General features: G+C 44.1%; 15 protein-coding genes and 1 riboswitch. Of the genes, 11 read left to right on the forward strand and 4 right to left on the reverse strand.

Going from position 1 to position 22,730, the window contains the following annotated elements:
- Positions 1-2,340: S-layer homology domain-containing protein (locus H509_RS0123050; protein ID WP_028547142.1), on the forward strand; the 2,340-nt coding region annotated here is incomplete at its 5' end.
- A gap of 129 nt (positions 2,341-2,469) precedes the next feature.
- Here the strand turns inward: H509_RS0123050 and H509_RS26430 are convergent.
- Complete coding sequence (locus tag H509_RS26430) at positions 2,470-7,158, reverse strand: SpaA isopeptide-forming pilin-related protein (RefSeq protein ID WP_051287544.1); 4,689 nt, start codon at positions 7,156-7,158, stop codon at positions 2,470-2,472.
- 193 nt (positions 7,159-7,351) lie between these two features.
- Positions 7,352-7,441, forward strand: a riboswitch (cyclic di-GMP riboswitch).
- Between the two features lie 125 nt (positions 7,442-7,566).
- Here H509_RS26430 and H509_RS26435 point away from each other — a divergent pair.
- The 5 genes from H509_RS26435 (at position 7,567) to H509_RS0123080 (ending at position 13,042) form a co-directional block, all read left to right on the forward strand.
- Complete coding sequence (locus tag H509_RS26435) at positions 7,567-8,553, forward strand: CAP domain-containing protein (RefSeq protein ID WP_084159361.1); 987 nt, start codon at positions 7,567-7,569, stop codon at positions 8,551-8,553.
- A 213-nt stretch (positions 8,554-8,766) separates the two neighbouring features.
- Entirely contained in the window at positions 8,767-9,213 is a 447-nt protein-coding gene (locus H509_RS0123065) for a hypothetical protein (protein ID WP_028547143.1), read from the forward strand.
- 238 nt (positions 9,214-9,451) lie between these two features.
- Positions 9,452-10,798: an FAD-dependent oxidoreductase gene (locus tag H509_RS0123070; protein WP_028547144.1), complete on the forward strand. Its 1,347-nt coding sequence runs from the start codon at positions 9,452-9,454 to the stop codon at positions 10,796-10,798.
- 422 nt (positions 10,799-11,220) lie between these two features.
- Positions 11,221-11,940, forward strand: coding sequence for a YebC/PmpR family DNA-binding transcriptional regulator (locus H509_RS0123075; RefSeq protein WP_028547145.1), 720 nt, complete (start codon positions 11,221-11,223; stop codon positions 11,938-11,940).
- A gap of 283 nt (positions 11,941-12,223) precedes the next feature.
- Positions 12,224-13,042, forward strand: a complete 819-nt coding sequence (locus tag H509_RS0123080; protein WP_028547146.1) for a protein-glutamine gamma-glutamyltransferase — start codon at positions 12,224-12,226, stop codon at positions 13,040-13,042.
- A 72-nt stretch (positions 13,043-13,114) separates the two neighbouring features.
- On the opposite strand, the gene udk is transcribed toward H509_RS0123080, so the two are convergent.
- The gene (gene udk / locus H509_RS0123085; RefSeq protein WP_028547147.1) at positions 13,115-13,741 is read right to left on the reverse strand and encodes a uridine kinase; all 627 of its coding nucleotides are present in this window, start codon (positions 13,739-13,741) and stop codon (positions 13,115-13,117) included.
- Between the two features lie 238 nt (positions 13,742-13,979).
- A complete protein-coding gene (locus H509_RS0123090; protein ID WP_028547148.1) occupies positions 13,980-14,573 on the reverse strand; it encodes a TetR/AcrR family transcriptional regulator in 594 nt (197 codons plus the stop codon).
- Positions 14,574-14,926: 353 nt separating this feature from the next.
- On the opposite strand from H509_RS0123090, the gene H509_RS0123095 reads away from it, so the two are divergent.
- From H509_RS0123095 to H509_RS0123115, 5 genes are all read left to right on the forward strand, one after another.
- A complete protein-coding gene (locus tag H509_RS0123095; RefSeq protein ID WP_028547149.1) occupies positions 14,927-16,138 on the forward strand; it encodes an MFS transporter in 1,212 nt (403 codons plus the stop codon).
- Between the two features lie 383 nt (positions 16,139-16,521).
- Positions 16,522-17,886, forward strand: coding sequence for an MFS transporter (locus H509_RS26440; protein ID WP_084159362.1), 1,365 nt, complete (start codon positions 16,522-16,524; stop codon positions 17,884-17,886).
- A gap of 32 nt (positions 17,887-17,918) precedes the next feature.
- A complete protein-coding gene (locus H509_RS26445; protein ID WP_051287546.1) occupies positions 17,919-19,160 on the forward strand; it encodes a macrolide family glycosyltransferase in 1,242 nt (413 codons plus the stop codon).
- Positions 19,161-19,275: 115 nt separating this feature from the next.
- On the forward strand, positions 19,276-19,701 hold the full coding sequence (locus H509_RS0123110; protein WP_028547150.1) for a MarR family winged helix-turn-helix transcriptional regulator: 426 nt from the start codon (positions 19,276-19,278) through the stop codon (positions 19,699-19,701).
- A gap of 353 nt (positions 19,702-20,054) precedes the next feature.
- Positions 20,055-20,912: an alpha/beta hydrolase gene (locus H509_RS0123115; RefSeq protein WP_028547151.1), complete on the forward strand. Its 858-nt coding sequence runs from the start codon at positions 20,055-20,057 to the stop codon at positions 20,910-20,912.
- A 177-nt stretch (positions 20,913-21,089) separates the two neighbouring features.
- Here the strand turns inward: H509_RS0123115 and H509_RS26450 are convergent, their stop codons facing one another.
- The gene (locus H509_RS26450; RefSeq protein ID WP_245596235.1) at positions 21,090-22,154 is read right to left on the reverse strand and encodes a hypothetical protein; all 1,065 of its coding nucleotides are present in this window, start codon (positions 22,152-22,154) and stop codon (positions 21,090-21,092) included.
- Positions 22,155-22,730 lie beyond the last annotated feature (576 nt).

The raw sequence follows: 22,730 nt of genomic DNA on the forward strand, positions 1-22,730 counted from the left end.
ACGGTAGGGCCAGTGACGGACAAGCAGGATGGCACGTACACAGCGACGTTAACATCGCCGAACACGTTAGGCACCGCGACGATAAGTGCCCGTGTGGGCGGAGTAGAGATCGCCCAGAAGGGAAGCGTGCAATTTGTTGCTGGCGGATTGAGCGCAGCTCGCTCAACCGTTACGGCAAGCGAACTAGTCGTACGGGCAGATGGTGGCAGCAAGTCTTTTATTTATGTACAGCTTAAAGATGACTATAATCATTTTCTACCTGGAAAACGGGTGCTGCTGCAAGCAAACGGTGGGCAGTCTGTCATTCATGACGTGTACGGATTAACAAATGAAAAAGGTTTGGCTACCTTTTCAGTTAGTAATACGGCAACAGAGATTGTAACTTATACCGCAAAAGAAGAAGCAAGTGGCTTAACGCTTGACCAGACCGTCAGTATATCATTTACATACGACCAGCCACCGAGCATTGATCTGCAAATCAGCCCTAGTGGTCCAACCTACGGAGATGTGAACGTTACTGTAACGGCAGCGGTATATGGTAAATATAATCAAGTTTCCTCGATAAAATGGGCGGCAGGTAGTCAACCACTGGCGTACTTTAAGACCCAAGGCATGGACATAACGGATCGATTTACGGTGAAAGAGAATGGTATTTATTCTGTTTATGTTCAGGATACGGCAGGTAATGCAAACGTTCGTCTGGTTGAAATTAAGAACATTGTGCCGATGAGCAGCAATGCCAATTTAGAAGACTGGCAGCTCATAGGTGAGGACGGAACTATCAAGTTTAATTTTAAACCAACAACAACGAGTTATCAGGTAGAGGTTAACCATTCTATAAGTGCCTTAAAAATGATATTGGCGCCGTCAGATGTGTATTCTACTGTTTACGTAAATGGGCTACAGGTAACTAGTAATCAAATGACGATTGCATATCCTCTTATCGTAGGTATAAATAAATATGAAGTTAAAGTTAAAGCTCAGGACGGCACGATCAAAACCTATTTATTGCATGTCAGTCGTTTAAATAAAAATCCGGATTCAGGTCCGACAGAACCAGCGTCTGGCAACAGTTCTTGGACAGCATCATGGCCCGACGAGTCGGTGAAGGTATGGATTAATGATAATGAGGAGTCCGGCATTGCAAAGCTTCAAGTGGATAAAAACGGTTTGAAGTCCATCGACGTGATATTAAGTGAAAATATTTTAAAAAAGTCACTACATTTGAAGGCAGAGACAGCACCAACTCACTTATTAGTTACGATTAAAGAAAAGGCGGACCAAGCAACGTTAAGATTGCCAAGTGAAGTAGTAAAGCTGTTGGCAGAGAAAGATGCGACGCTTACATTAAAGACTCAACAAGGGCATTACCGAGTATCTATTGCAGCTATCACAGGTCAGCAGTCCATTTGGACAAGTGATAGGGAAGCTCAAATCACGATAGCAAATAGCAGCAGGGAAATAGCAGCGGAGATTGGGGAAGCAGCGCATAAAGGTGGATTTCAGTTGGTGGCCGATCCTGTGAACTTTTATGCTTCTATAGTGCAAGGGAATAGTGAAAAAAGAGTGGGCTTAACTGCTACACATGATGAAGAGAGAGCTATTTATTTGCCGGCTGGCTTTGCTGGAAAAGCATCAACGGTGGTGGCATGGAATCAGAAGCTGGGTATACGTCCGATCCCGACTAAGTTTACTCCAATCCATGGTCAGCAGGCTGCTGTAATCCGTGATCACACCAATGGAGCTTATATACTAATCTCCAAGCGGGCTGACTTACAAGATACTAAAGGGCATTGGGCAGCACCTGTAATAGACGAGATGAATAGTAGAATGATTGTGGAGGGCTTAGGCGGGAGCCGTTTTGCTCCTGAAGCTCGGATTACTCGTGCTGAACTGGCTGCTTTATTGGTAAGGGCATTGGGATTGACGGAGAGTGAGAACGAAGCGGGCTATCAGGACGTAAGCTCTTCTCAATGGTACGGTGGGGTAGTGGCATCGGTTAAAATGCATCGTATGATGGATGGATTTAAGGACGGCACGTTCCGTCCAAATCAAGAAGTAACGCGACAAGAGGCCATCGTTACGATCGTTCGCGCGCTACGCGTGGCTAACGAAGCTGTAGTCATAAACCCTGATAGTTATGACGATCTGGGTGTCTATTTGGATCACGATCAAGTTAGTAGTTGGGCACAAGAGGCAGTGAGGATAGCGATTGGTGAGGGACTGATTAAAGGATATAGGAACGAGTTGCATCCTCAGCAATCATTAACGCGTGCCGAGATGACCGTACTTCTTTATCGAATGCTGCAAAAAGCGGAGTTAATAGATGGGGAAAACTAATCAACGAAATAGAGGGTCATATTTTTGGGTAAGCATAGCGAGATGAATAGTGCAATGATTTGAGGATTATAGAGCATAAACAAACACCTGCTGAAGTAATCAGCAGGTGTTTGTTTATCTATATATGAGTTAGGCTCTAAACCATTTTCTGCGTATCACGAGGAGGGCTGATCCTAGCAAAATTAAGCCTGCACCTGTTAGCTGCATAGGCAATGTGCTGTCTTCACCCGTCTTCGGCAGAACGTTACCGGAGTTGTTGTCACGGTCTGGTTTACGATTGCTTATTTTATCGTTTACGCTCGTATCCTTGACTTCATCCGTAGTACCGGTGTTAGTTGTTTCCCCAGTATTGTTATTCGAATCGCCCCCCGGCTTATCACCGGAGTTATTATTGCTATTATCGTTCGGTTTGTCCGTGTCGCCGTCAGGCTTGACGTTCGGCTTGTCCGTGTCGCCGCCAGGCTTAACGTTTGGCTTGTCCGTGTCGCCGTCAGGCTTGTCGGTTGGTTTGTTCGTGTTACCGTCAGGCTTGTCAGACGGCTTATCCTTATCACCGCTTGGCTGATCTGGAGTGTTACCTCCATTATCAGGAGGCGTCGTAGGGTCAACTGGTGGTTGCGGTGTGACCGGTTGGCGAGTGTTGGCTACCGTCACAACAACTTCCTTCTCGCTGATCACATCAAAACCAGTCAACTTCTGATCTATTAAATAACCAGAAGGAGCTTTAACCTCTTGCACAAAATATTTACCCGGCTTAAGTGCAGGGATAAGTGCTTGCCCCTCTTTATCCGTAGTTAACAGTGGAAGCTCATTGCCAGAGCCATCAACGACGGGCTGCTCAATTTCGTCCAATAGTCGGAACTGAGCTCCAGCGAGCTTGACATCAGGACGGTTTGTTTCGATTTTGATCAGTTTAACGGAGCCAGAAAGCGGCTCACGAGTGTTCGCTACCGTCACAACAACTTCCTTCTCGCTGATCACATCAAAACCAGTCAACTTCTGGTCTATCAAATAACCAGAAGGAGCTTTAATCTCTTGCACGAAATATTTACCCGGCTTAAGCGCAGGGATAAGTGCTTGTCCGTCTTTATCCGTAGTTAGCAGCGGAAGCTCATTGCCAGAGCCATCAACGACGGGCTGCTCATTTTCGTCCAATAGTCGGAACTGAGCCCCGGCCAGCTTGACATCAGGACGATTCGCTTCAATTTTAACTAGTTTAACATGGCCTGGAAGCAGTTCATTAGTAAATGTAAGCTCCAGCTTCTTTTCGTCTACAATATCAAATGTTAACGGCTGTGCACTCAGCTTGTAACCTTTTGGTGCAGCCGTCTCCATAAATTTATAAGTTCCTGTCGGCAAATTGTTTACTAACAGCTTACCGTATTGGTCAGTTGTCCCCACTTGCACTACTTTGCCTGTTGCATCTTGAAGCTCAAATTTTGCTCCAGCAAGAGGCGTAGCCGCTTTGCTGTCATCTACTTTTGTCAACTCAACGGCTCCTTTGATCAACTTGTTTTTAGCGATCAAAGTCTTCAGCGTAGACTGATTTGTTAAAATGGTAAAACCAATTGGGGTTGAATCCAACTTGTACCCATGTGGTGCTGTGACTTCAACAAGCTGATAACTTCCTGGCTTTAATGCAGACAGGCGAAGTTTACCGTCTTGCGTAGTTTTTAAGTTGGTATAACCATCTACATCCTTAAACGCTAGCCCTTCTTGTACTTGCAATTTAAACACAGCATTAGGAAGCACCTTCGTAGGAGTATCCATATCTACCTTCGTCAGTTCAACATCCCATTCGTCCTTTACATTGCCGATCAAGATCGGCGCCATGTCTTTACGAAGAGTGATCAGCTTGCCGTTCTCATATTCACTTGCAATCAAGTAACCAGCAGGAGCGGCTAATTCCTTCAGCTTATAATCTTTTAATCTGTAGTTTTCAAAAGTAGCTGCGCCGTTGGTGTCAGTCACAAGCTCCTGCAACAAAGTGTTTCCAGACTTGTCATAAAGACCAAATTTAGCGCCGGCTAATGGCAGCTTTGTTTTAGCATCTACTTTCGTGATGGTCAAATTCCCTTTGCCTGGGGTAGTGGCTCCACCGCCAGCTCCTGAGAATTGCACCTGAAACTGATTGCCTGTATTTGTGTCAACGCTACCGGCAGATTGACCTTTAAAAGACACCTTATTGCTAATGTTCTCGCCGTTATCGGCATTAATAAAAGATTTATACTCCAAAATATAAGCAGCTCGGAGTTCATTGATAAACGTTATGGTTAACGTGTTGCCTACAATATTTACGTCATATTGATCTGCATTTACGAGACCGGCTTTACTTAAATTGCCGTTCTTGTCTACTGTAGTATGGTATAACTTCACTGCATGTGGTATCAGAAGCTGATTTGGCGATAACGTATCTGTTAAGATCGAGCCCGCTTGAATGTACGATTGGCTGCGATTCACGTTTACTTGCCAGAATGCAAATTCTGCGTCTGCCCCAGTGCCTTGTCTACCCAGCTTATTTACAAATTCACCGCCATGCTTTGGTGTGACTGTGGCACTCTTCTCAAACAATGTTGTCGTAGAGCCTGCGCCGTCTCGCAGCGTAGCTTCATTGGAATAGGAAGCTGTAACTGGATGCCCATCCAGACTCGTTTTGTACGTAATTCGATAAGCAGAATTAATTGGCTTGTTAAAGCTTAACTCGAAGCCATCTTTCCCGTCTTTTTTGACGGTATTGTCAAACGAATATTCTGCCTCTGGCACAAGACTTCCTACACTAACTTTATTATCAGCACCCAACAGGTTTAGTTGGTGAACGGAGAGCGAGTTGGCTACAAACGTTTGTTCACCAGTATAAAAGTCTCGGATGACAGCATTTGTAATGCCATGGAGATTGTAGTTGAAATCAATCGTCCACGTAATTTGTTTGGTGATGGCGTCATAAACACCTGTTTTATTCCCGTTGTCCTGCGTATAGCTGTCCGGTACGACGGTTGCTGTTTTAGAGATGGACGGTTGAGCGATGTTATTCTCTTTCCAATCCAATACAGCAGTATTCACATATTTCGATTTATTAGCAGTTGGATCGAATTTAGTCTTGTATGTGAAAACATATTGTTGCGTGATCGGGTTGTTAAATTTGATTTTAAATCCTTCTTGATAGGTTGCGTCAGGTGCAACCGTGTAATCGACACCTTTTTGTAAACCTTGAATATCCAAGCTATCTTCAATGAAAGTTAATTTTTGGTTTGCAAAATTATCTTTGATGATAACATCCTGCATTTGTTTACGATCAAGGTTGAGGTAAATTTTCCAGTCAATTGTCTTGTTAGCATAATCAACAGCACCTGGGTACTTGTTGAAAATAACTTGAGAAATCGTTTGCGAAATATTCACGCCAGTCGGGTTATCCACGATTTTAACATGGTTCTCAACAGAGGTGGCATCTGCATGCACCCGATTGATCGCCTTTGTTGCATATTTGATCTCATAAGCGTTGTGGATATCTTTTAGAAACACTAATTTAAATCCGTATCCAACTGAATCATCAATTGTATAATCCGTGCCTTCAGTTAGCGGTGTTCCTGTTGCTTGTGTCGCGTTGCCATTGGCGTCAATCACCATTTCAAACACTTCAAACGGTCTTACCAGCTCTTGTTGACTCTTGTCAAAACTGTCCTCAATCCAAGCTTTAGACTGTTCAATGGCCTGTTCATTATAGTTGTATTGTACGGCCCATTGGATCGATTGCGTGTAAGGGTCATAGTGGACTGCCTTTTTATCAAGCGGCTTACTGAATCTGACGGTTACTTGAGCTGATTTATCCATCGGAGCAGCAAGATTGCTTCCGCTTACTGAGGCTGTATTTCTGTAAGTCTGGTCAGAAGTTGACGTTACCTTTGTCGTATACTTTACTCTGTAAGCATTGTGGATGTCACCTAATGTAAGCTCGAATCCGTCAGGGGTGAGTTGTGGTGTATTACCTGCAACGAGCTCTTTTTCAACAAGGCTTCCATTTAATTGGACATCTAACTTAAACAGTTTAACGGAGTTCAGATCAATAGTCAGACCATTAGGAAGTTTGTCCGAAAATACGGCCTGGTCAATTTTCTGCTGACCTTTATTGAAATCGACTTCCCAACTGATTTCACTTGGGTTCATACCTTTATTAGCTGTTCCTCTTTTGTCCATAACACTGCTAATGTTCGTATTAAAGTGAACAGGAATAATGGTGGAGTCACCCTGAATAACAAATGTAATGGGCTGCTCGCTGCTACCCGAGAACTTGTCTTTGTTAAATTGTCTCCATACGAAGAAGTCACCCTTTAATTCTTGCCCGTCTTGAATCTCTTCATTAAAGGTTAGCGTCACTTGACCTTCGGGAGTTACGACGTATGTGCCATAGTCACCAGTTAGATTTCCAGTTAACGTACGGTCTACATTAAATTTGTCGGGCAACTGGAATGTAAAGGTTGAACCAGCACCATATGTATGACCCGCTGGCAGTTCCCACGTAAAATCAATCTGCACACGTGAGCCCTGTGTAGGTCTAACCTCTGTAATGTTACGTCCTGCTTCATCTTTCATCGTGACTGAGGTAATGATGTTCTGCGTAATCGGCCCGTAAGTCGTATTGGTGACACTGTTATTCCCCTGGCCATAGGTCGAGTTGGTCACACTTGGTGATGAATTGCTCCCTGCGATGGACAATGCATTTAATAATCCTTCACTGGCAAGTACCATAGAAGGGGGAAGTACAAGGTTCATCAATAGGGTGATAACTAAGAGGCCATATAGTATTTTTTTGGAATAATTCATACTACAATCTACCACTCCTTTTCTTTTTACAACTGGTCTATTGTCCCCTATGCAGAAGTCATTTGTCAAATGAAATAGAGTAAAAGAATATAGATACATATGTATGAATTTATATTTGTACAAAAATAAGATAGTACTAGAGATGTACAAGCCTTTTATTCTCGTGGTATCATAACAGTAACAAAACGCTAAATATGGATAATGGCAAACTCTAGCGAAAGCAGGGGACGCAAAGCCACGGGTCTAATGCACAGTAAGGTGCGATGATAGCCGGGTTGCCCTAATTGCGAGAAGTTGTATATTTTCGCGCTACCATTAGGGTGGCGCTTTTTTTGTTCAAAAATTCAAAAAAGCGCCCCTATTGTTCATCGTCCAAGCGTAAAACGTTAAGAATGGGGATGATCGTTGATGCGAAAACAGTTGTTCGTATTAGTCGCAGGTCTTGCACTTGTAACAGGCAGTGTGATCCAGACGCTACCTGCCTCCGCAGCACCGACCAAGTCCAATGTTACAGTACGGAAGTTGTCCAATGAGCAAGCTGCTGCCATCAAGTTCCAAGGTGCATCTATTGGACTACACGAGGATCAGCTTATCAAACTTTTGGGAGAACCGAATCGGAAAGATAGCAGCGAATATGGTTTTGATTGGTATATTTATAACAAAGATTATGAGCGTTATTTGCAGGTTGGAGTACGCAATAATAAGGTAGTTGCGTTGTATACCAATGCAAAAGAATGGAAGGCTGAGGGCGGAGTAGGTTATGGATCTACGAAGAATGAGATTACTGCTGCGTTTGGCCCTGCTTTGAATCAAATTAAAAAAGGGAATACCATCTATCAATATAAAGATAATGGTGGCAAGTATAGCCTCCATAAAATTGGAAACGTGTACGCGACAGTGTTCTACGATACGAAGCAGCAGTCTAAAGCTTCATCCATACAATTGATCCAACAGGAGACGGAATTGGCCTTCCAAGGGTATTACGGAACGCCAAGTGAGAGTCTGCGTAAAAGCTTTGAGCAAGAGGTGTTTGATCTGACCAATACGATGCGTGTTCGTCATGGCAAGAAGCCGCTGCAATGGAACGACGAGATTGCGACTACTGCCCGAAAGCATAGTATGGATATGGGGAAGAGAAACTTCTTTAATCACCGCAACCCAGATGGCGAAAATCCATTTGATCGGATGAAAGAGGACGGCGTTGCGTACAAGCAAGCGGGGGAAAATATTGCAGCAGGTCAAACAAGTGCTATTTTTGCACATGAGAACTGGATGAATTCTGAGGGTCACCGCAACAATATTTTAGGTGACTTTACTAGATTAGGTGTAGGGGTGTCCTTCGGCGGCTCCTATCAAGTGTATTATACGCAAAATTTCTATACACCGAGTCAATAGGCGAACGAATATCATATATTAACTTTAGCATCCAAACAAGCATAAAAGCGGCTAAGCAGGAATTAAATCCGGCTTAGCCGTTATTTTTATACACCGGTACGAACTTAACTTAAAGATAACCTAAAATAAATGGTATGGAATATACATTTCTACTAAAATGTATTATATTAGAAAAGAAAGAATAAATTCACTATAGTTTAGGAGGAGAAGAAGATGAAGAAAACATTTAAAGCTCTTATCTTAACTACGATACTCAGTCTTACGTTTGCCTCAGCTGTATTTGCAGGAGATCAATATGAGAATCCAACAAATGATTTTTATTTCCAAGCTACAACCGTTAGTCCTGGATCGGGTACAAGTGGATATTTGAGTCAAGGTGATGTAGATTGGTACAAGTTCACTCCTTACCTGACAGGACAGCAGCGTATATTCTTTTTCCCGCCGGACAGTCAAGGCTACTACGTTCATATCTATGATGCTGCACAATTAGATGCTACAGGTTCAGCCACTGCAATTGCCTCCAAGTTTATTTATAATGGCCATAATAGTACGAACGAGTTCTCCTTTAATGTACAGGGTGGAAAGTCCTATTATATTCTTATTGCAGGCTCCGTTAATACTACATCACCTTATCATTTGGGTGTAATTGGGCAATTTTAGATCTTCATTATGGCTAGGTAGGTCAAGCTGTACAGCGTATAAAATTTCTATACACCGAGTCGATAAGACAAGGCAGCATATATCATTAGCGGTTAAGCGGGGGCCAACCCCAGTTTAACCGCTTTTTTAGTTTGGGTGTCGCTTTAAGCTCACAGTGAACACCCGTTTAGCGTCCTGCATACCGTAATGGAAATAGCGGTGCTGTACGTTTAATAACTACGAATAGAGAGGGTTGCACATGAATGGCAAGTATTCAGCGGGTATGCAAGGGGAGATTATTAAACCCCATAGTCCAAAGTATAATCAGGCTAGGCAAGAATGGAACCGCGCCATCCAGAAGTTCCCTCGAATGATTATATATTGTCGTCACAAAAATGACGTGGGGCGAGCTATTTTATGGGCTCGCAAGCATCGTTACTGCATTCGTATCCGTGCTGGCGGTCATCATTACGAAGGGTATTCAGTCGGTGACGGCGCAGTTGTTATTGACGTTAGTCGAATGGCTAAGGTGAAATTAGATCAAGCAAGCGGTACTGTGAAAATTCAGGCTGGTGTGACCAACGAGCAGTTGTATAAAGTGGTGGGTGCAGCAGGATACCCTTTCCCAGGAGGAACATGTCCTACCGTTGGCGTGGTCGGATATACATTAGGAGGCGGGTGGGGATTCTCAAGCAGATACTTGGGTTTGGGATGCGACTCATTACGGGAAGTGGAGCTAGTTGATTACAGAGGACGTGTTATAACCGCAAGTCCGTATCGCAATCGTGATTTATTTTGGGCATGTCAAGGTGGGGGTGGTGGTAATTTTGGTGTAGTGGTTTCTATGACTTTTAAGCTTCCTCTACAGGTTGCACGTGTGACCCTATTTGAATTGTATTGTCCTAAAGCATCATCGGCCCAACTGGCTGCTTTTATAAAGATATGGCAGAAATGGCTGAATGGTTTGAATGAGCGGATGTGTTTAAATACAAGCTTGTACTATTCTCGTGAGGAAGGCCATGCCATTTATGGCCGTGGATTTTACTATGGGTCCGTTGATGAAGCGAAGCGTTTGCTTTATCCCTTTACACGTATTGCAAGGATGAACATAAGTATTGAATCCTTGTCATTTATGGACGCTGTCACCAAAGTGGGGCAGTCGTACCCGCCTTATGAGAAGTTTCAGTCAACGGGAAGATTTGTTCACCGTGCCTTCAGCAAGCAAGAAATAAAGAAGCTTGTCAGCTTGATCGATAAGCCAGCGCGTGGCTCCGTATTTACGGCTCTTACCTTGTATGCGCTGGGTGGCAAGGTAAAGCAGCGCAGCAGATCTGCATCTGCATATTACTATCGGCAGGCGCGATACATTCTCGGCATTCAGACGGTTTGGACGGATAAGAGATATGCTGCCACGAATCGAGAATGGCTCCGTGCTAAGTTTGCATACGTAAAATTAGTAACAAAAGGCTCTTACATTAATTTTCCCTACAGCGGGTTAACAAATTACGAAAGGGCTTATTATGGCGGTCATGTAGCACGCTTGAGGCGGGTAAATCGCAAGTATGATCCGTTGCAAGTGTTCAAATTTCCGCAAAGTATTCAGTAGACTAGCTACTGGCGGACCTTTTACAAGCAGGACAATTAGAATGAATTTGGGTGTTTATCGTAACAACTATTGGCGTTTCTTTGACTAGGTGCAGGGGTATCATTCATCAGCCCCTGCCAAATCTATTACACACGACATCACATACTATGCTATAGGAAATGAGTGGGTATAGTAAATGTTTGCTGTGTTGCTGTAAATAAAAGGATTGTATATTATATACAGCTGGTATATGTTGGAGGCATCCATACATGCACCTACTAGTGTTGGGGATTTAATACTGTCTTTGGATTGTTGATGTTGTTCACACTTGTCATTGGACAGTTTCCTCTACACAAATTTCCATCTTATTTGCTCAGGTTCCTCATACGAGATATAATAATTACGATTGTACACATTCAATGTGGAAAGAGAGCGAGATCAGTATGGGACGTAAATGGAATAATATTAAAGAGAAGAAAGCATCGAAGGACACAAATACAAGTCGTATATATGCTAGGTTCGGAAGAGAAATTTACGTGGTGGCGAAACAGGGCGAACCGAATCCGGAGTCTAATCAGGCTCTCAAGTTTGTTGTTGAGCGCGCCAAGACATACAACGTACCAAAAGCGATCATTGACCGTGCGATTGAGAAGGCAAAGGGCGGTTCCGATGAGAATTATGACGAACTCCGTTATGAGGGCTTCGGACCTAACGGTTCGATGGTCATTGTAGATGCACTAACGAATAATGTGAACCGTACCGCTTCGGAGGTGCGAGCTGCATTTAACAAAAACGGCGGAAGCCTTGGTGTTACGGGCTCTGTTAATTATATGTTTGATCAGACGGCTGTTATTGGGCTAGAAGGCAAGACGGCAGATGAAGCGCTTGAAATCTTGATGGAAGCGGAATTAGACGTACGCGACATCCTCGAGGAAGAGGAGACGGTAATTATATATGCCGAACCAGACCAGTTCCATGCTGTCCAAGGTGCCTTTAAGCAAGCAGGTGTTACGAAATTTACGATTGCAGAACTAACGATGTTGCCACAGAACTACGTGACACTTCCAGAAGATGTCCAAGCCCAATTTGATAAAATGATTGATGCGCTAGAAGATCTGGATGATGTTCAGCAAGTGTACCATAATGTCGAGGGTGACGAGTAAGAATTAATGGAGAGGGTGGAGATCAAGTCAAGCTGACTCAGGTGATCTCTTGTCGGCTAACACTATATCCCTCCGCTTCAGCTTAACTTTTTTGATCGATTAGGTTGTGAAAATGTTCGCTTAATGTATTCTGAAAAGGCGGTCGCTAATGTTAGCGACTGCTTTTTTGTTTTGTCGGACTAGCTAGCTGCACGTTGTTTCTTTACATCTCCAGAGGCACCAACTTGGAACAAGACACATACATGTATACAGTAGCCTATTGATCAGAAGGTTGGGATAAGTGATGATTCAGATCTTGGAGGTTAATTCAAAACCAATCCATACCCTAAAGCTATCTGAATTCGAACAAGGAATACTTATTAAGAAAGAGCGAAGCCCTGTGACCTACTATTATAATACGCTTGAAGATTTGAACTTTGAATTAAAAATGCGTTCGCGCATAGTAGAGGCAGCAAAGGCTTTAAACTTGAGCGGCGTAGACTTTGCGATATTCGAACATTCGCGATGCAATGAGCAGTTTTGGTTGCGAGCAAGAAATGGCGGGTTTCAACTTAGACCGGATGTCTTACCGTCAGATGCAATTCAGGACATTTTTCAGCAAGGTAAGCTTTATGCTTTTGAATGCTCTGCCGCGATCGTCATTATTTTGTATAAGGCAACGCTTGATGTTATCGGGAGGGAGGCCTTTAATGCCTACTTTCAGGATTTATTCATATGGGACTGGAATTACGATAACGATTTGAAGCTTGTGGCCAAACATAACAATAGAGAAGTATATCCGGGGGACATCCTCTATTTCAAAAATCCGGATCATGATCCGAAAATGCTGGAGTGGCAAGGAGAAAACGTCATCTTACTGGCTGATGACCAGTATTATGGGCACGGCATCGGGATTAGATCGGCACAGGAAATCATTGACACCTTAAACAAGGCCCGAGTACCAGGCAGCACCACATCGGCCTTTCTCACAGAGGATGTCATTCATCCAGACTTTGAGTATTTGCGATCTTTAGCGATCAATGGTCATTATCCTATGTGGGGTAATCGCGATGGGGGAACAGTAGTTGCTACTATCGGCGCTCAAGTTTACGTTTCAAAATGAAGGTGCGTCTAAAATATCCTCGTAAACATAAGAAGGCTATCGCCTCTATTGCGATAGCCTTCTTATGCTGTTCTATGTCGATTTCCACTCACACGTTAAATATTTCTCCGTCATCGTGGTTAACATTTGAATACCAACTTCGTTCTGGCCGCCTTCTGGGATGATGATATCCGCATATTTCTTGGACGGCTCAATAAAGGCTTCATGCATAGGCTTGACCGAATTTAAATATTGATTATGAATCGATTGGATCGTCCGACCCCGTTCCTCAATATCTCGCAGCACACGACGAAGTATACGTACGTCAGGATCTGTATCTACAAACACCTTGATGTCGAGGTACTGACGCAATTGCTCATCTGACAAAACATGGAGCCCTTCCAGAATAACAATGTTGTACGGCTTCAGCTCGATAACTTCGCTAGAGCGTGCATGTACAGTAAAGTCATATACAGGTGCTAAAGCAGTCTGGCCTTCTTTAAGCATTTGAAGGTGCTCCATCAGCAACGTGTTATCAAACACGAGTGGGTGGTCGTAATTAAGCGACTCACGCTCGGCAAAGCTGAGATTCGGATATTCCTTATAGTAGTTATCTTGAGAGATAAACGTTACTTTGTCTGTCCCCAGACGGTCAATGACGGCTTTGGCGACCGTTGATTTCCCCGATCCGGTGCCGCCGGCGATACCGATAATTAGCATGGTAATGAAATAAACCTCCCTAAGATGACAGATGCAATTATGTATTTTAGCACAGCTTTCACAATTTTTCATCTTGATCAAGCTGTCATTTGTCCAGGTACAAGTGATTGGTAATAAATGAAGGGATGTGAAGTACGGCTACCGTACAGACCAGATTACTAAGCTATCCCCTAAAGAAGTAAAAGTTATACGCCATATGAGCATTACCAGGCTAAAATCTATATATAGAACAAATCCCTTACTTATTCAGAAGCAGCCCATTTAATATAAGGGAAAGGCTGTGTAAGCTTGTGGACAGGCTTATCTCTGCATCCTTGCAGCTTGCAATCCAAAAAGCGGTATCGACCAGTCCTCCATTCAGCAGCCTTGCTAATGACTCGCTGTCCGTCCTTACAATAATCTGCTTGTCCATCAACTGTTGAAGCATACGGGCCATAGAAGCTAGGCAGTTTGATTGGGATGACTGTGAGTATGCGTTACCTAGCACCGATGGTGCATCTCGAAACACGATCCGTTGAACTTCTGGTTCAAGCGCCATCGCAAGGTAAGCGCGGCAGCGACCGACAAAGCCCTCCCAGTGCCCAACTGCTGCATGAGAAATTTGTTCTAGTCGGGCATCCATTTCAACGTCCATTTCTTTAACTACAGCTTCCAGCAGACCCTTTTTGTCGCCAAAGTGATGATAGAGCGCGCCTCGTGTCAGCCCTACAGAAGCAGTTAGGTCATCCATAGAGGTGTCTGCATAACCGATCGTGCCAAAGGCTTGTCTGGCCGCACTTAACAACTTGGTGCGCGTTTCTTCGATCATTTCTGTTCTTGCTTTTCGAGCCATTCAGATTCCTGCCTCCATATGTATTTTTGGTACCGTGTCATCTTTTCTGCCTCTGTTGGTTGGTTATGCACAATCAGGTAACAAAAAAAGGTTACCAAGTGTGCTGATTAGTCGCATTATAATACCTCACAGAGAAGTCTGAACGCAAATGGGGATCAAAAATCGTCATTGACATACGATGTGTATGTATATATAGTATTTCACATACGTCATGTATGTCAATGCGTTTAGTCTCAAACATTACGCGTAGATTTTGTCGCTGGTCCCGTGTAGATCACAAATGAGCGGAAGGTATGATGTACCGAAAGCAGGCACGGTTGTGTGCCGGTTCAATTTTTGAATGGAGGTGTCCTATGTTCAAATTATACCGAGAAATATTTAGTGTTCCTGGTGCAAAGGGATTTTCTGCGACAGGCTTTATTGCTAGAATGCCAATCTCGATGATGGGCATTGGAATTGTTACGATGCTTTCGCAGATGCGCGGTGAATATGGGCTTGCTGGTGCTGTGGCGGCTACGTTTGCGCTGTCTTCAGCTTTAATCGCTCCTCATATTTCACGTATGGTAGACCGTTTAGGCCAATCACGGGTGCTACTCCCAGCCGGAGGAATCAGCGTGTTATCTATTATTTCCTTGCTCTTATGTACCAGGTACGAAGCACCTGTCTGGACACTGTTTCTATTTGCAATGCTGGCTGGGTGTATGCCTAGTATGTCGGCTATGGTTCGCGCACGTTGGACGGAACTGTATCGTGGTTCTCCTATGCTGCACCCTGCTTTCTCGTTTGAGTCCGTTGTAGATGAACTTTGTTTTATTATAGGTCCTGTTATTTCGGTTGGACTAAGTGTTTCGTTCTTTCCTGAAGCTGGGCCACTATTATCTAGTATTTTATTATTGATAGGAATAGTCTTATTTACACTGCAAAGGAGCACAGAGCCTGCTGTTCGTCCCCTCAGCATGAAGCGTACAGGTACTGTAATTAGGATTGGTTCATTACGGGTGCTGGCATTCACACTTGTTGCTATAGGGACTATTTTTGGAACAGTAGATGTTGTCAGTGTAGCTTTTGCAGAAAGTCAGGGGAACACAGTAGCGGCAAGTTATGTGCTGTCCTTCTACGCGATCGGTTCTTGTTTGGCTGGTTTGGTGTTCGGTACGCTTAAATTAGGGACACCGCTGTACCGACAATTTGGGATAGCGATTGCGGTAGCGATGATAACGATGATTCCGCTCATCTTTGTAGACAGTATAGCTAAGCTTGCATGCGTTTTGTTTTTTGCAGGTATGTCTGTCGCTCCTACTATGATTGTGACGATGGGACTCGTGGAGAAAATCGTCCCCGAGTCGCAGCTAACGGAAGGTATGACATGGGCAATTACAGGTCTCGGTGTTGGAGTTGCGTTAGGATCAGCCGTGGGAGGATGGGTTGTAGATAGTTATGGCGAACGAATGGGGTTTGGTGTGGCAATAGCGGCAGGGGTGATTGCGCTAGCCATTGCAGGAATAGGATATAGTTCCCTTCGGTGTGCCTATGCCTATGCGTACGATCAAAGTTCCAATAAATAACGTGTTGCTCCCATTTAAAAATGAGGTGTGCTACTTACTTCATCATCCATTTACTCTATAATGAAAGGTGTTTTTGAGACAAGCTAGAGGGAAAGGCGTCATTCTGAAAGAGAGGAAAATATCCAATTTCAGGGGTTTGATGGTGTTGACACTTCTAATGGTCATGGATATAATAGTCATAGCAACTAATGAGTGTTAATAAGAGTTAACGAGCAACGAAACCAATTTATTGACAATAAGTTTGGGGAGTTGCTTTTATTATGCTCGATAGTTGTTATGACTAGTATTGTTATAACAAATAATAATATTTTAGGAGGTGGTTAGAGACAAACTCAACAATAAGCATTTTCAGCCCGCCTTACAGGTCACTAACGATTGGCATCATGTTGATTTTGACGACGGTAGCTTTTGAAGGATTGGCGATAACGACCATTGCACCTGCGTTGGCGCAAAGCTTGCAAGGTATTCATTTGTATGGCTGGATATTTAGCGCATTTCTGCTGTCACAGATCATTGGCACGATGGTTATCGGCCAACAGCTCGATAAGCACGGTGTATTTCGCTCTATTTTAGTATCATTCGCGATTTTTACGATCGGGATTGTGGTCGCCGCGACAGCCTTTCATATGTACATGATGATTGCAGGCAGAGCCTTGCAAGGATTTGGGGCAGGTGCTCTCAGTACATGTGTGTACTACAGTGTTACATTACGATATCCTGATGCCCTTCGCACCAAGATATTAGCTGCCTTTTCAATGGCATTTGTTATCCCCGCATTAATCGGACCCTATGTAGCAGGTCTTATAGCTGCTTATGTATCATGGAGATGGGTGTTCTGGATTGTGCTGCCATTAATTGCTCTCGCTTTAAGCTTGACGCTCCCCTCATTTCGTCATTTATACAGTAATGGTCCCACAGCCCCGCGAGGGAGGAAGAAGGAAATATATGCGATCTTACTTGCCATCGGCACAGGCTTGCTGTTAACTGGCCTCGGTGAAATTTTGAAATGGTGGGGCATGATGCTTGCCGTAGCGGGTGTATGTATGATGATTCGACCTTTGCAGCTGCTATTACCGGAAGGCACGTTTAAGATGAAGCAGGGTTTGCCAGCAACGATGGTTACTAGAGCTTTGTATGTAGCTTGTTACTTTGCGACGGAAAGCTACGTTGTTTTGGCTCTTACGCAAGTGAAGGGGCTATCAGAGGAAGTGGCGGGTCTCATTGTTGCTGCGGGAGCTTTAAGTTGGTCGACAGCTGCATGGGTACAATCCAAACTTGACGAAAGGGACTTGGGTCGTGGTCGAAGAAGCAGGGTGACTTATGGCATCGGCATTATGATTGTGGGGGTCCTGTTGGTGATGATGGCGATCGGATTACCAGGCGGAGGGATTGTTCTTGCCTTGACGTCGCAGATCATTATTGGATTTGGCGTCGGGTTGGCTAACCCGACTACGGGGGCCATTGCTTTGCAGTACGCGCAGGCAGGCAAGGAAGGAGAAGTATCTGCAACATTGCAATTTGTTGATTCCTTTAGCATTGGACTAAGCATCGGTTTAAGCGGCGCACTTATTGCTTTAAGTGAGACGTTCCAATGGGGAATTTTGACGGGTGTCCTAATTGCTTTATCGCTCCAACTCTGTTTTGTGCTGCTGAGCTTGCTGGCTTCGTTCCGCATTACAATACGAGGTTCCGCGGGCACGCACGCCTATGAAGAGACCCTGAGTTCCGGTACATCCAATTCTATGTAACAAAAAGATAACATTTATCGGAGGTGGAGAAGATGGCACGTGTGTTAGTTGTCATGATGCCTGCGGAGGGACATGTGAATCCCTCCTTAGGCTTGGTTAAACAATTGGTGGATAGCGGAGAGGAAGTTATCTACGCTTGTACCGAGGAATTCCGTGCTCGTGTTGAACAGACGGGGGCACAATTTGTGACTTTCCATTTTGACAGGCAGGCTTTTTCGGATGACCCTGACTTGAAGCCCATTGAGTTTAAGCATCCGAACCAATTTATATATATGGTACTTAGAGGGCTTGTCCAGCGAATGGTTCCCCATGTGTTAGCGGCTGTTGAGCATGGCGAGTATGACTATATGATATACGACTCTTTAATGGGGTGGGGAGGACAGGTGGTTTCGGAAAGATTGGGCATACCCGCAGCATGCTCAATTGCTTCCTTTGCGTTTGCTGAACCGTTAGGATTAAGCAAAGAATCATATGAAGATACAGAGGAAATGAGGCAGCTTTATAAGGTGATCGTCGAGCTGTCTCAGCAGTTAGCTGCTGAATTTCAGGTAGCCGCTCCGCCAGTGGATGAAATCGTTAAGCATTTTGGGAAAATGAAAATTGTGTATACGAGCAAGTATTTCCAACCGCAAGTAGAAAAGCTGGATGACAGCTTTGTATTCACAGGTCCCTCCATCGTCCCTCGTGCAGATGCTCCAACATTTTCATTTGAAACCTTCCGCGAACAGTATCCGCATACCGTTTACATTTCAATGGGCACTATTTTAAATAGAGACCTTAATTTCTACAAAGTATGTTTCTCGGCTTTTCGGGATTTGCCGATTCAATTTATTTTATCTTCGGGCAAAGAAACCGATCTAACCTCTATCGCTGATCTTATTCCAGACAACTTTATAGTAAGACCCTACATCCCGCAATTAGAAGTGCTACAGCAGGTAGATGCATTTATTACCCATGCGGGCATGAACAGCACAAGTGAGGCTTTGTATTTTAATGTACCTTTAGTGACCGTTCCTTTAACCTCTGATCAGCCAATGGTGGCTAGACGAGTACAGGAACTTGGAGCAGGTGTAATTGTGGACAAGCGGGAGCTTACACCTGCGATCTTACAAGCTGCATTGCTAGAGGTGCTGCACAATCCGTCTTACAAGCAGCAGGCTCATGTAATAGGCGAAACGTTACGTCAAGCTGGCGGATACAAGCAGGCTGCAATCGAAGTCATCAATCGTATGGGCGGCACATACCATCAAACAGTCTCTTCCACTCAAAAATAGCTCCCATACCACTGCCATAAGCCATTTGGGCCGTAACCCTTCATTGACACGATACCGGTTCATTCCTATAATGGTCGTAGCAACTACTTTAGGCTTATGAATTCGGGGGCTCACATTGGAATTAGAAAAGTATATCGGTGTTATTGTCCATAGGGCAGATTTAAAACTAAACAATTATTATCAGAAAGTAGTAAATCCCTTTGATATTACCGTTGATCAATGGGAAATACTCGTTGTGTTATGGGAACATGAAGGGATAACCCAGAAGGAACTTGCAGAACGATTGACTAAGGACCAAACGAACATTGCACGAATGCTATTTAAACTGGAGAAGAAGAGTTTTATTTATCGGGTCACACATGAGACGGATCGCAGATCCTTACGTGTGTATTTAACCGATAAAGGAAGAGACGTCAAAGAAGAGATTCTTGCGCCTTCTATAGAAGCGTATCAGAAGACGATAGAAGGTTTGACGGAAGAAGAAGTAGAGACGTTTAGACGAATTCTCTCCGTCATGTATAACAACGTCAAAGATTTATAAGCGGAACACGAATGAAATGAGAACGATGGAGGCTGCGCTGCTCATCAGGTAATTTCTCTCATGACGTAGATGTGCGCCCCTTGAGGCAGACCGTGTAAAGCCATCGATTTGGGATGGACTTGCGGGTGTGTCCCAAGGGGATTTTTGTTGTGATCATAATGGTCGGCACAATGGAACGTCGGTCCGAAAAAGAAGCTCCATGAAGGATAAAAGGAGAGCAGGAACTGTAGGCAAATGGGCACGGAAATTTGTCCATGCGTCTTACTGCATAACGTCCATTGCGACTGTGCTGCTTATTCACATATAATCATTAAATAGTGAGAATTATTTTCAATAGGTGGAGGCGTGCAAATATGCCTTGGGAAACAAGTGCCGAAGACGCACAGGGTGTTGAACATATGAAGCGAGTGCCCGTGCAGATTTCACGCTCTGAGCAATGGTTTGCTCACTCACGAGCAGAGAATCGTAAGTATCATATTCAAGTAGCCGTGCCCGCGGAGGAGCCTCCTGCTACTGGTTATCCTGTTATTTATATGCTTGACGGCAACTCTGTATTTTGTACGATGGTGGAAACAGCAAGGTTGCAAGGTCGAAATCCGGATAAGAGCGGTGTGATCCCTGCCATTATAGTTGGTATTGGTTATGACACGGCAGAACCCTTTTCCCCAGAGCGTTACTGTGACTATACAATTGCCGGGACGAGTCCTTACAACCTTAGAGCCGATGGGACGAAGCCGTATAAGGAAGGAGGAGCAGCAGCCTTTCTACGCTTTATTGCGGAAGAGTTGATGCCAAATATTCAAGAGCGGTACCAAGTCGATGTCACAAGACAATCGATATTCGGGCATTCCCTAGGTGGTTTGTTTGTCCTATATGCGATGTTTGCAAAGCCAGGCTTGTTCGAAAATTATTTATCAGGCAGTCCATCTGTCCACTGGAACGAGGCAGAGTTCCTCGCGCACGAGCAGCAATTTACGACTGAACTGGCACAAAGCAAACATCACATTAGGTTATTGATTGGAGCAGGTGAGAATGAGAAAGGGCATTTTACAGGTCATATTGAAAAAGTAAATGCTTTTGCAGAGCGTCTAGCCGGTTTGTCGTATCCACACTTTCAGTTAGAGTTTAAACAATTTGAGGGGGAAGGGCATATTTCGGTGCTGCCCGTATTTATAAATCGCGCTATAAGGTTTGCTCTCAGACCCCAATAATGTTCGCTAAGGTTAGAAGGACGCCTTCTCAGGACGTCCTCTAACCGTTGCTCGGCTGTATGTGTACGCAGATGGTTAAAGCTTGCAGCATCTGCTCCATTGGTGCGCTTGAACAGTTAACCCCTGCTAAGCTTTAAATGGTAGCGCTTATCATTTGCTGTACGAAATAACAAGTTGTTAATGATGAGGCGTGCTTGCTGGGTTTGTATTAGCTGTATGTGGAATAGAGTGGTTTGTCATTTTGGAGTGATTTTGCACGACAAATCCATTGGCGGGCTGCCCCATCCAGACGTATACGAGCATCATGCTGAACAACATTACGCAGAAGTTTACAGCAACAAAGGTGTAGCGAAGCTTAGAGGCTTGCTTAAACTCAAAAAGAATTTTCGTGTCCTCTCGCCCGACGATTAAGAATATAAGAAGCAGCGTATGAACGACTGTGTGTCCTACGATCTCCGTGAAGCCAAACACGGTGGTGGTGGCCAGAAACACCCCTGTTAGCAGCAGGGCTGTAAATCGATTCATAAGTCCGACGATAAACGCCCAAGCAAGCCCCATCTCGATAAAAGCACTAATCAACACAAAGTCCTCCACGGTAAAACCGAGCGTTGGCAGTCCATACTCGTGCATCAAAGAACAGGCAAGCTTGGCTAGTGTCATCTTCTCCATAGCTAGCCAGGCGAGGGAGAGTCCTGTACAAATGTAGAGCACAGGAATAGCCGTTCGAAACCATCTCGTGTCAGCTACAAACAAATAATACATAATGCCGAGATAGAACATGTAGTCCAATGCATGAAATAGACCATAAGTCGTAAGCGCTTTAATATATAACGTCGTTAGAGCCGCCCCACTAACGAAGAGGGTCTTCCGATGCAGCAGCCCAAGGATGGCCACCACGAGTACCGCATATACCCACCAATCATCGGATACTAGCGTTGGAGCGAGATAGGTTCCGGTAGACAACTGCAAGATAAGTCCAAGTCCTAGACCGACCCGAAGGACAAGTTGTTGAAAGCGCTTTAAACTATTGAGTGAAGAATGCACCTTGCGAACGATACCGATACGATCAATTGACTCGTTAAAGATTGCAGTCAGGAGAAGCACTGCCACAGTAAAGCAAAGCCAGAACAAAAAAGTAGGGGTTATGACTTTGTTGATTGCTTGAGGCGTCCACTCTTGGTCGGTCGTAAACCATTTGACGTGCATGTAAAGCTTTTGCCACATTGGCAATCCTTGATACATTATCCTTACCTCCTTTGCATGCGCGAGACGTCGATATGCCCTCAATTCCTCAGTATGGGATGCAAGAAATGGCTGCGTTTGCGTAATCTTGGGAGATGTAGGAATGCTCTCAACTTGGTGGATGTGCAAAAATATCAGGTAGGCAATCATGATGAGGATACACATGGGACTGGAGAGTAAATGAGATGTTCCTTTGACTTTCGGTAAGTAGTCCGCAGAAAGAAGCAAGATCTTGTATGTAGGGAAGGTGGTGGACATTCGATAATTACGCAGTTGTACGTTCATAATCTTTAGCAATTTTTTAGTTTTCATTTATATTACCACAATTTTGCCAACATGCCAGTGAAAAATATGTCGAAGTATGTCGAATGTTAAAGATTTTCAACTATTTTTAAAAAACAGGTAAAAAAGACTATCCGTTGTTCCGACCTGTATATGGATGCAGCAAAAGTGTATGAATGCATGGAATACCTTCGTTGTGATGGGGAAGGACCCTGACTTTATTAGTATGAATTCAAAAGCGCATTAGAAGAAGTTGGCGAAGATGAGTGAAGATGAGCCAACAGAAAGATGTGT

It is taken from the genome of Paenibacillus taiwanensis DSM 18679 (assembly GCF_000425125.1).
GTDB lineage: Bacteria > Bacillota > Bacilli > Paenibacillales > Paenibacillaceae > Paenibacillus_B > Paenibacillus_B taiwanensis.

Coding starts and splice junctions, on each gene's coding strand:
- H509_RS26445 (WP_051287546.1), top strand. CDS start 17,919: ATGGCACGTGTGTTAGTTGTCATGATGCCTGCGGAGGGACATGTGAAT.
- H509_RS0123090 (WP_028547148.1), bottom strand. CDS start 14,573: ATGGCTCGAAAAGCAAGAACAGAAATGATCGAAGAAACGCGCACCAAG.
- H509_RS26450 (WP_245596235.1), bottom strand. CDS start 22,154: ATGTATCAAGGATTGCCAATGTGGCAAAAGCTTTACATGCACGTCAAA.
- H509_RS26440 (WP_084159362.1), top strand. CDS start 16,522: ATGTTGATTTTGACGACGGTAGCTTTTGAAGGATTGGCGATAACGACC.
- H509_RS0123095 (WP_028547149.1), top strand. CDS start 14,927: ATGTTCAAATTATACCGAGAAATATTTAGTGTTCCTGGTGCAAAGGGA.
- H509_RS0123065 (WP_028547143.1), top strand. CDS start 8,767: ATGAAGAAAACATTTAAAGCTCTTATCTTAACTACGATACTCAGTCTT.
- udk (WP_028547147.1), bottom strand. CDS start 13,741: ATGCTAATTATCGGTATCGCCGGCGGCACCGGATCGGGGAAATCAACG.
- H509_RS26435 (WP_084159361.1), top strand. CDS start 7,567: ATGCGAAAACAGTTGTTCGTATTAGTCGCAGGTCTTGCACTTGTAACA.
- H509_RS26430 (WP_051287544.1), bottom strand. CDS start 7,158: ATGAATTATTCCAAAAAAATACTATATGGCCTCTTAGTTATCACCCTA.
- H509_RS0123115 (WP_028547151.1), top strand. CDS start 20,055: ATGCCTTGGGAAACAAGTGCCGAAGACGCACAGGGTGTTGAACATATG.
- H509_RS0123075 (WP_028547145.1), top strand. CDS start 11,221: ATGGGACGTAAATGGAATAATATTAAAGAGAAGAAAGCATCGAAGGAC.
- H509_RS0123080 (WP_028547146.1), top strand. CDS start 12,224: ATGATTCAGATCTTGGAGGTTAATTCAAAACCAATCCATACCCTAAAG.
- H509_RS0123070 (WP_028547144.1), top strand. CDS start 9,452: ATGAATGGCAAGTATTCAGCGGGTATGCAAGGGGAGATTATTAAACCC.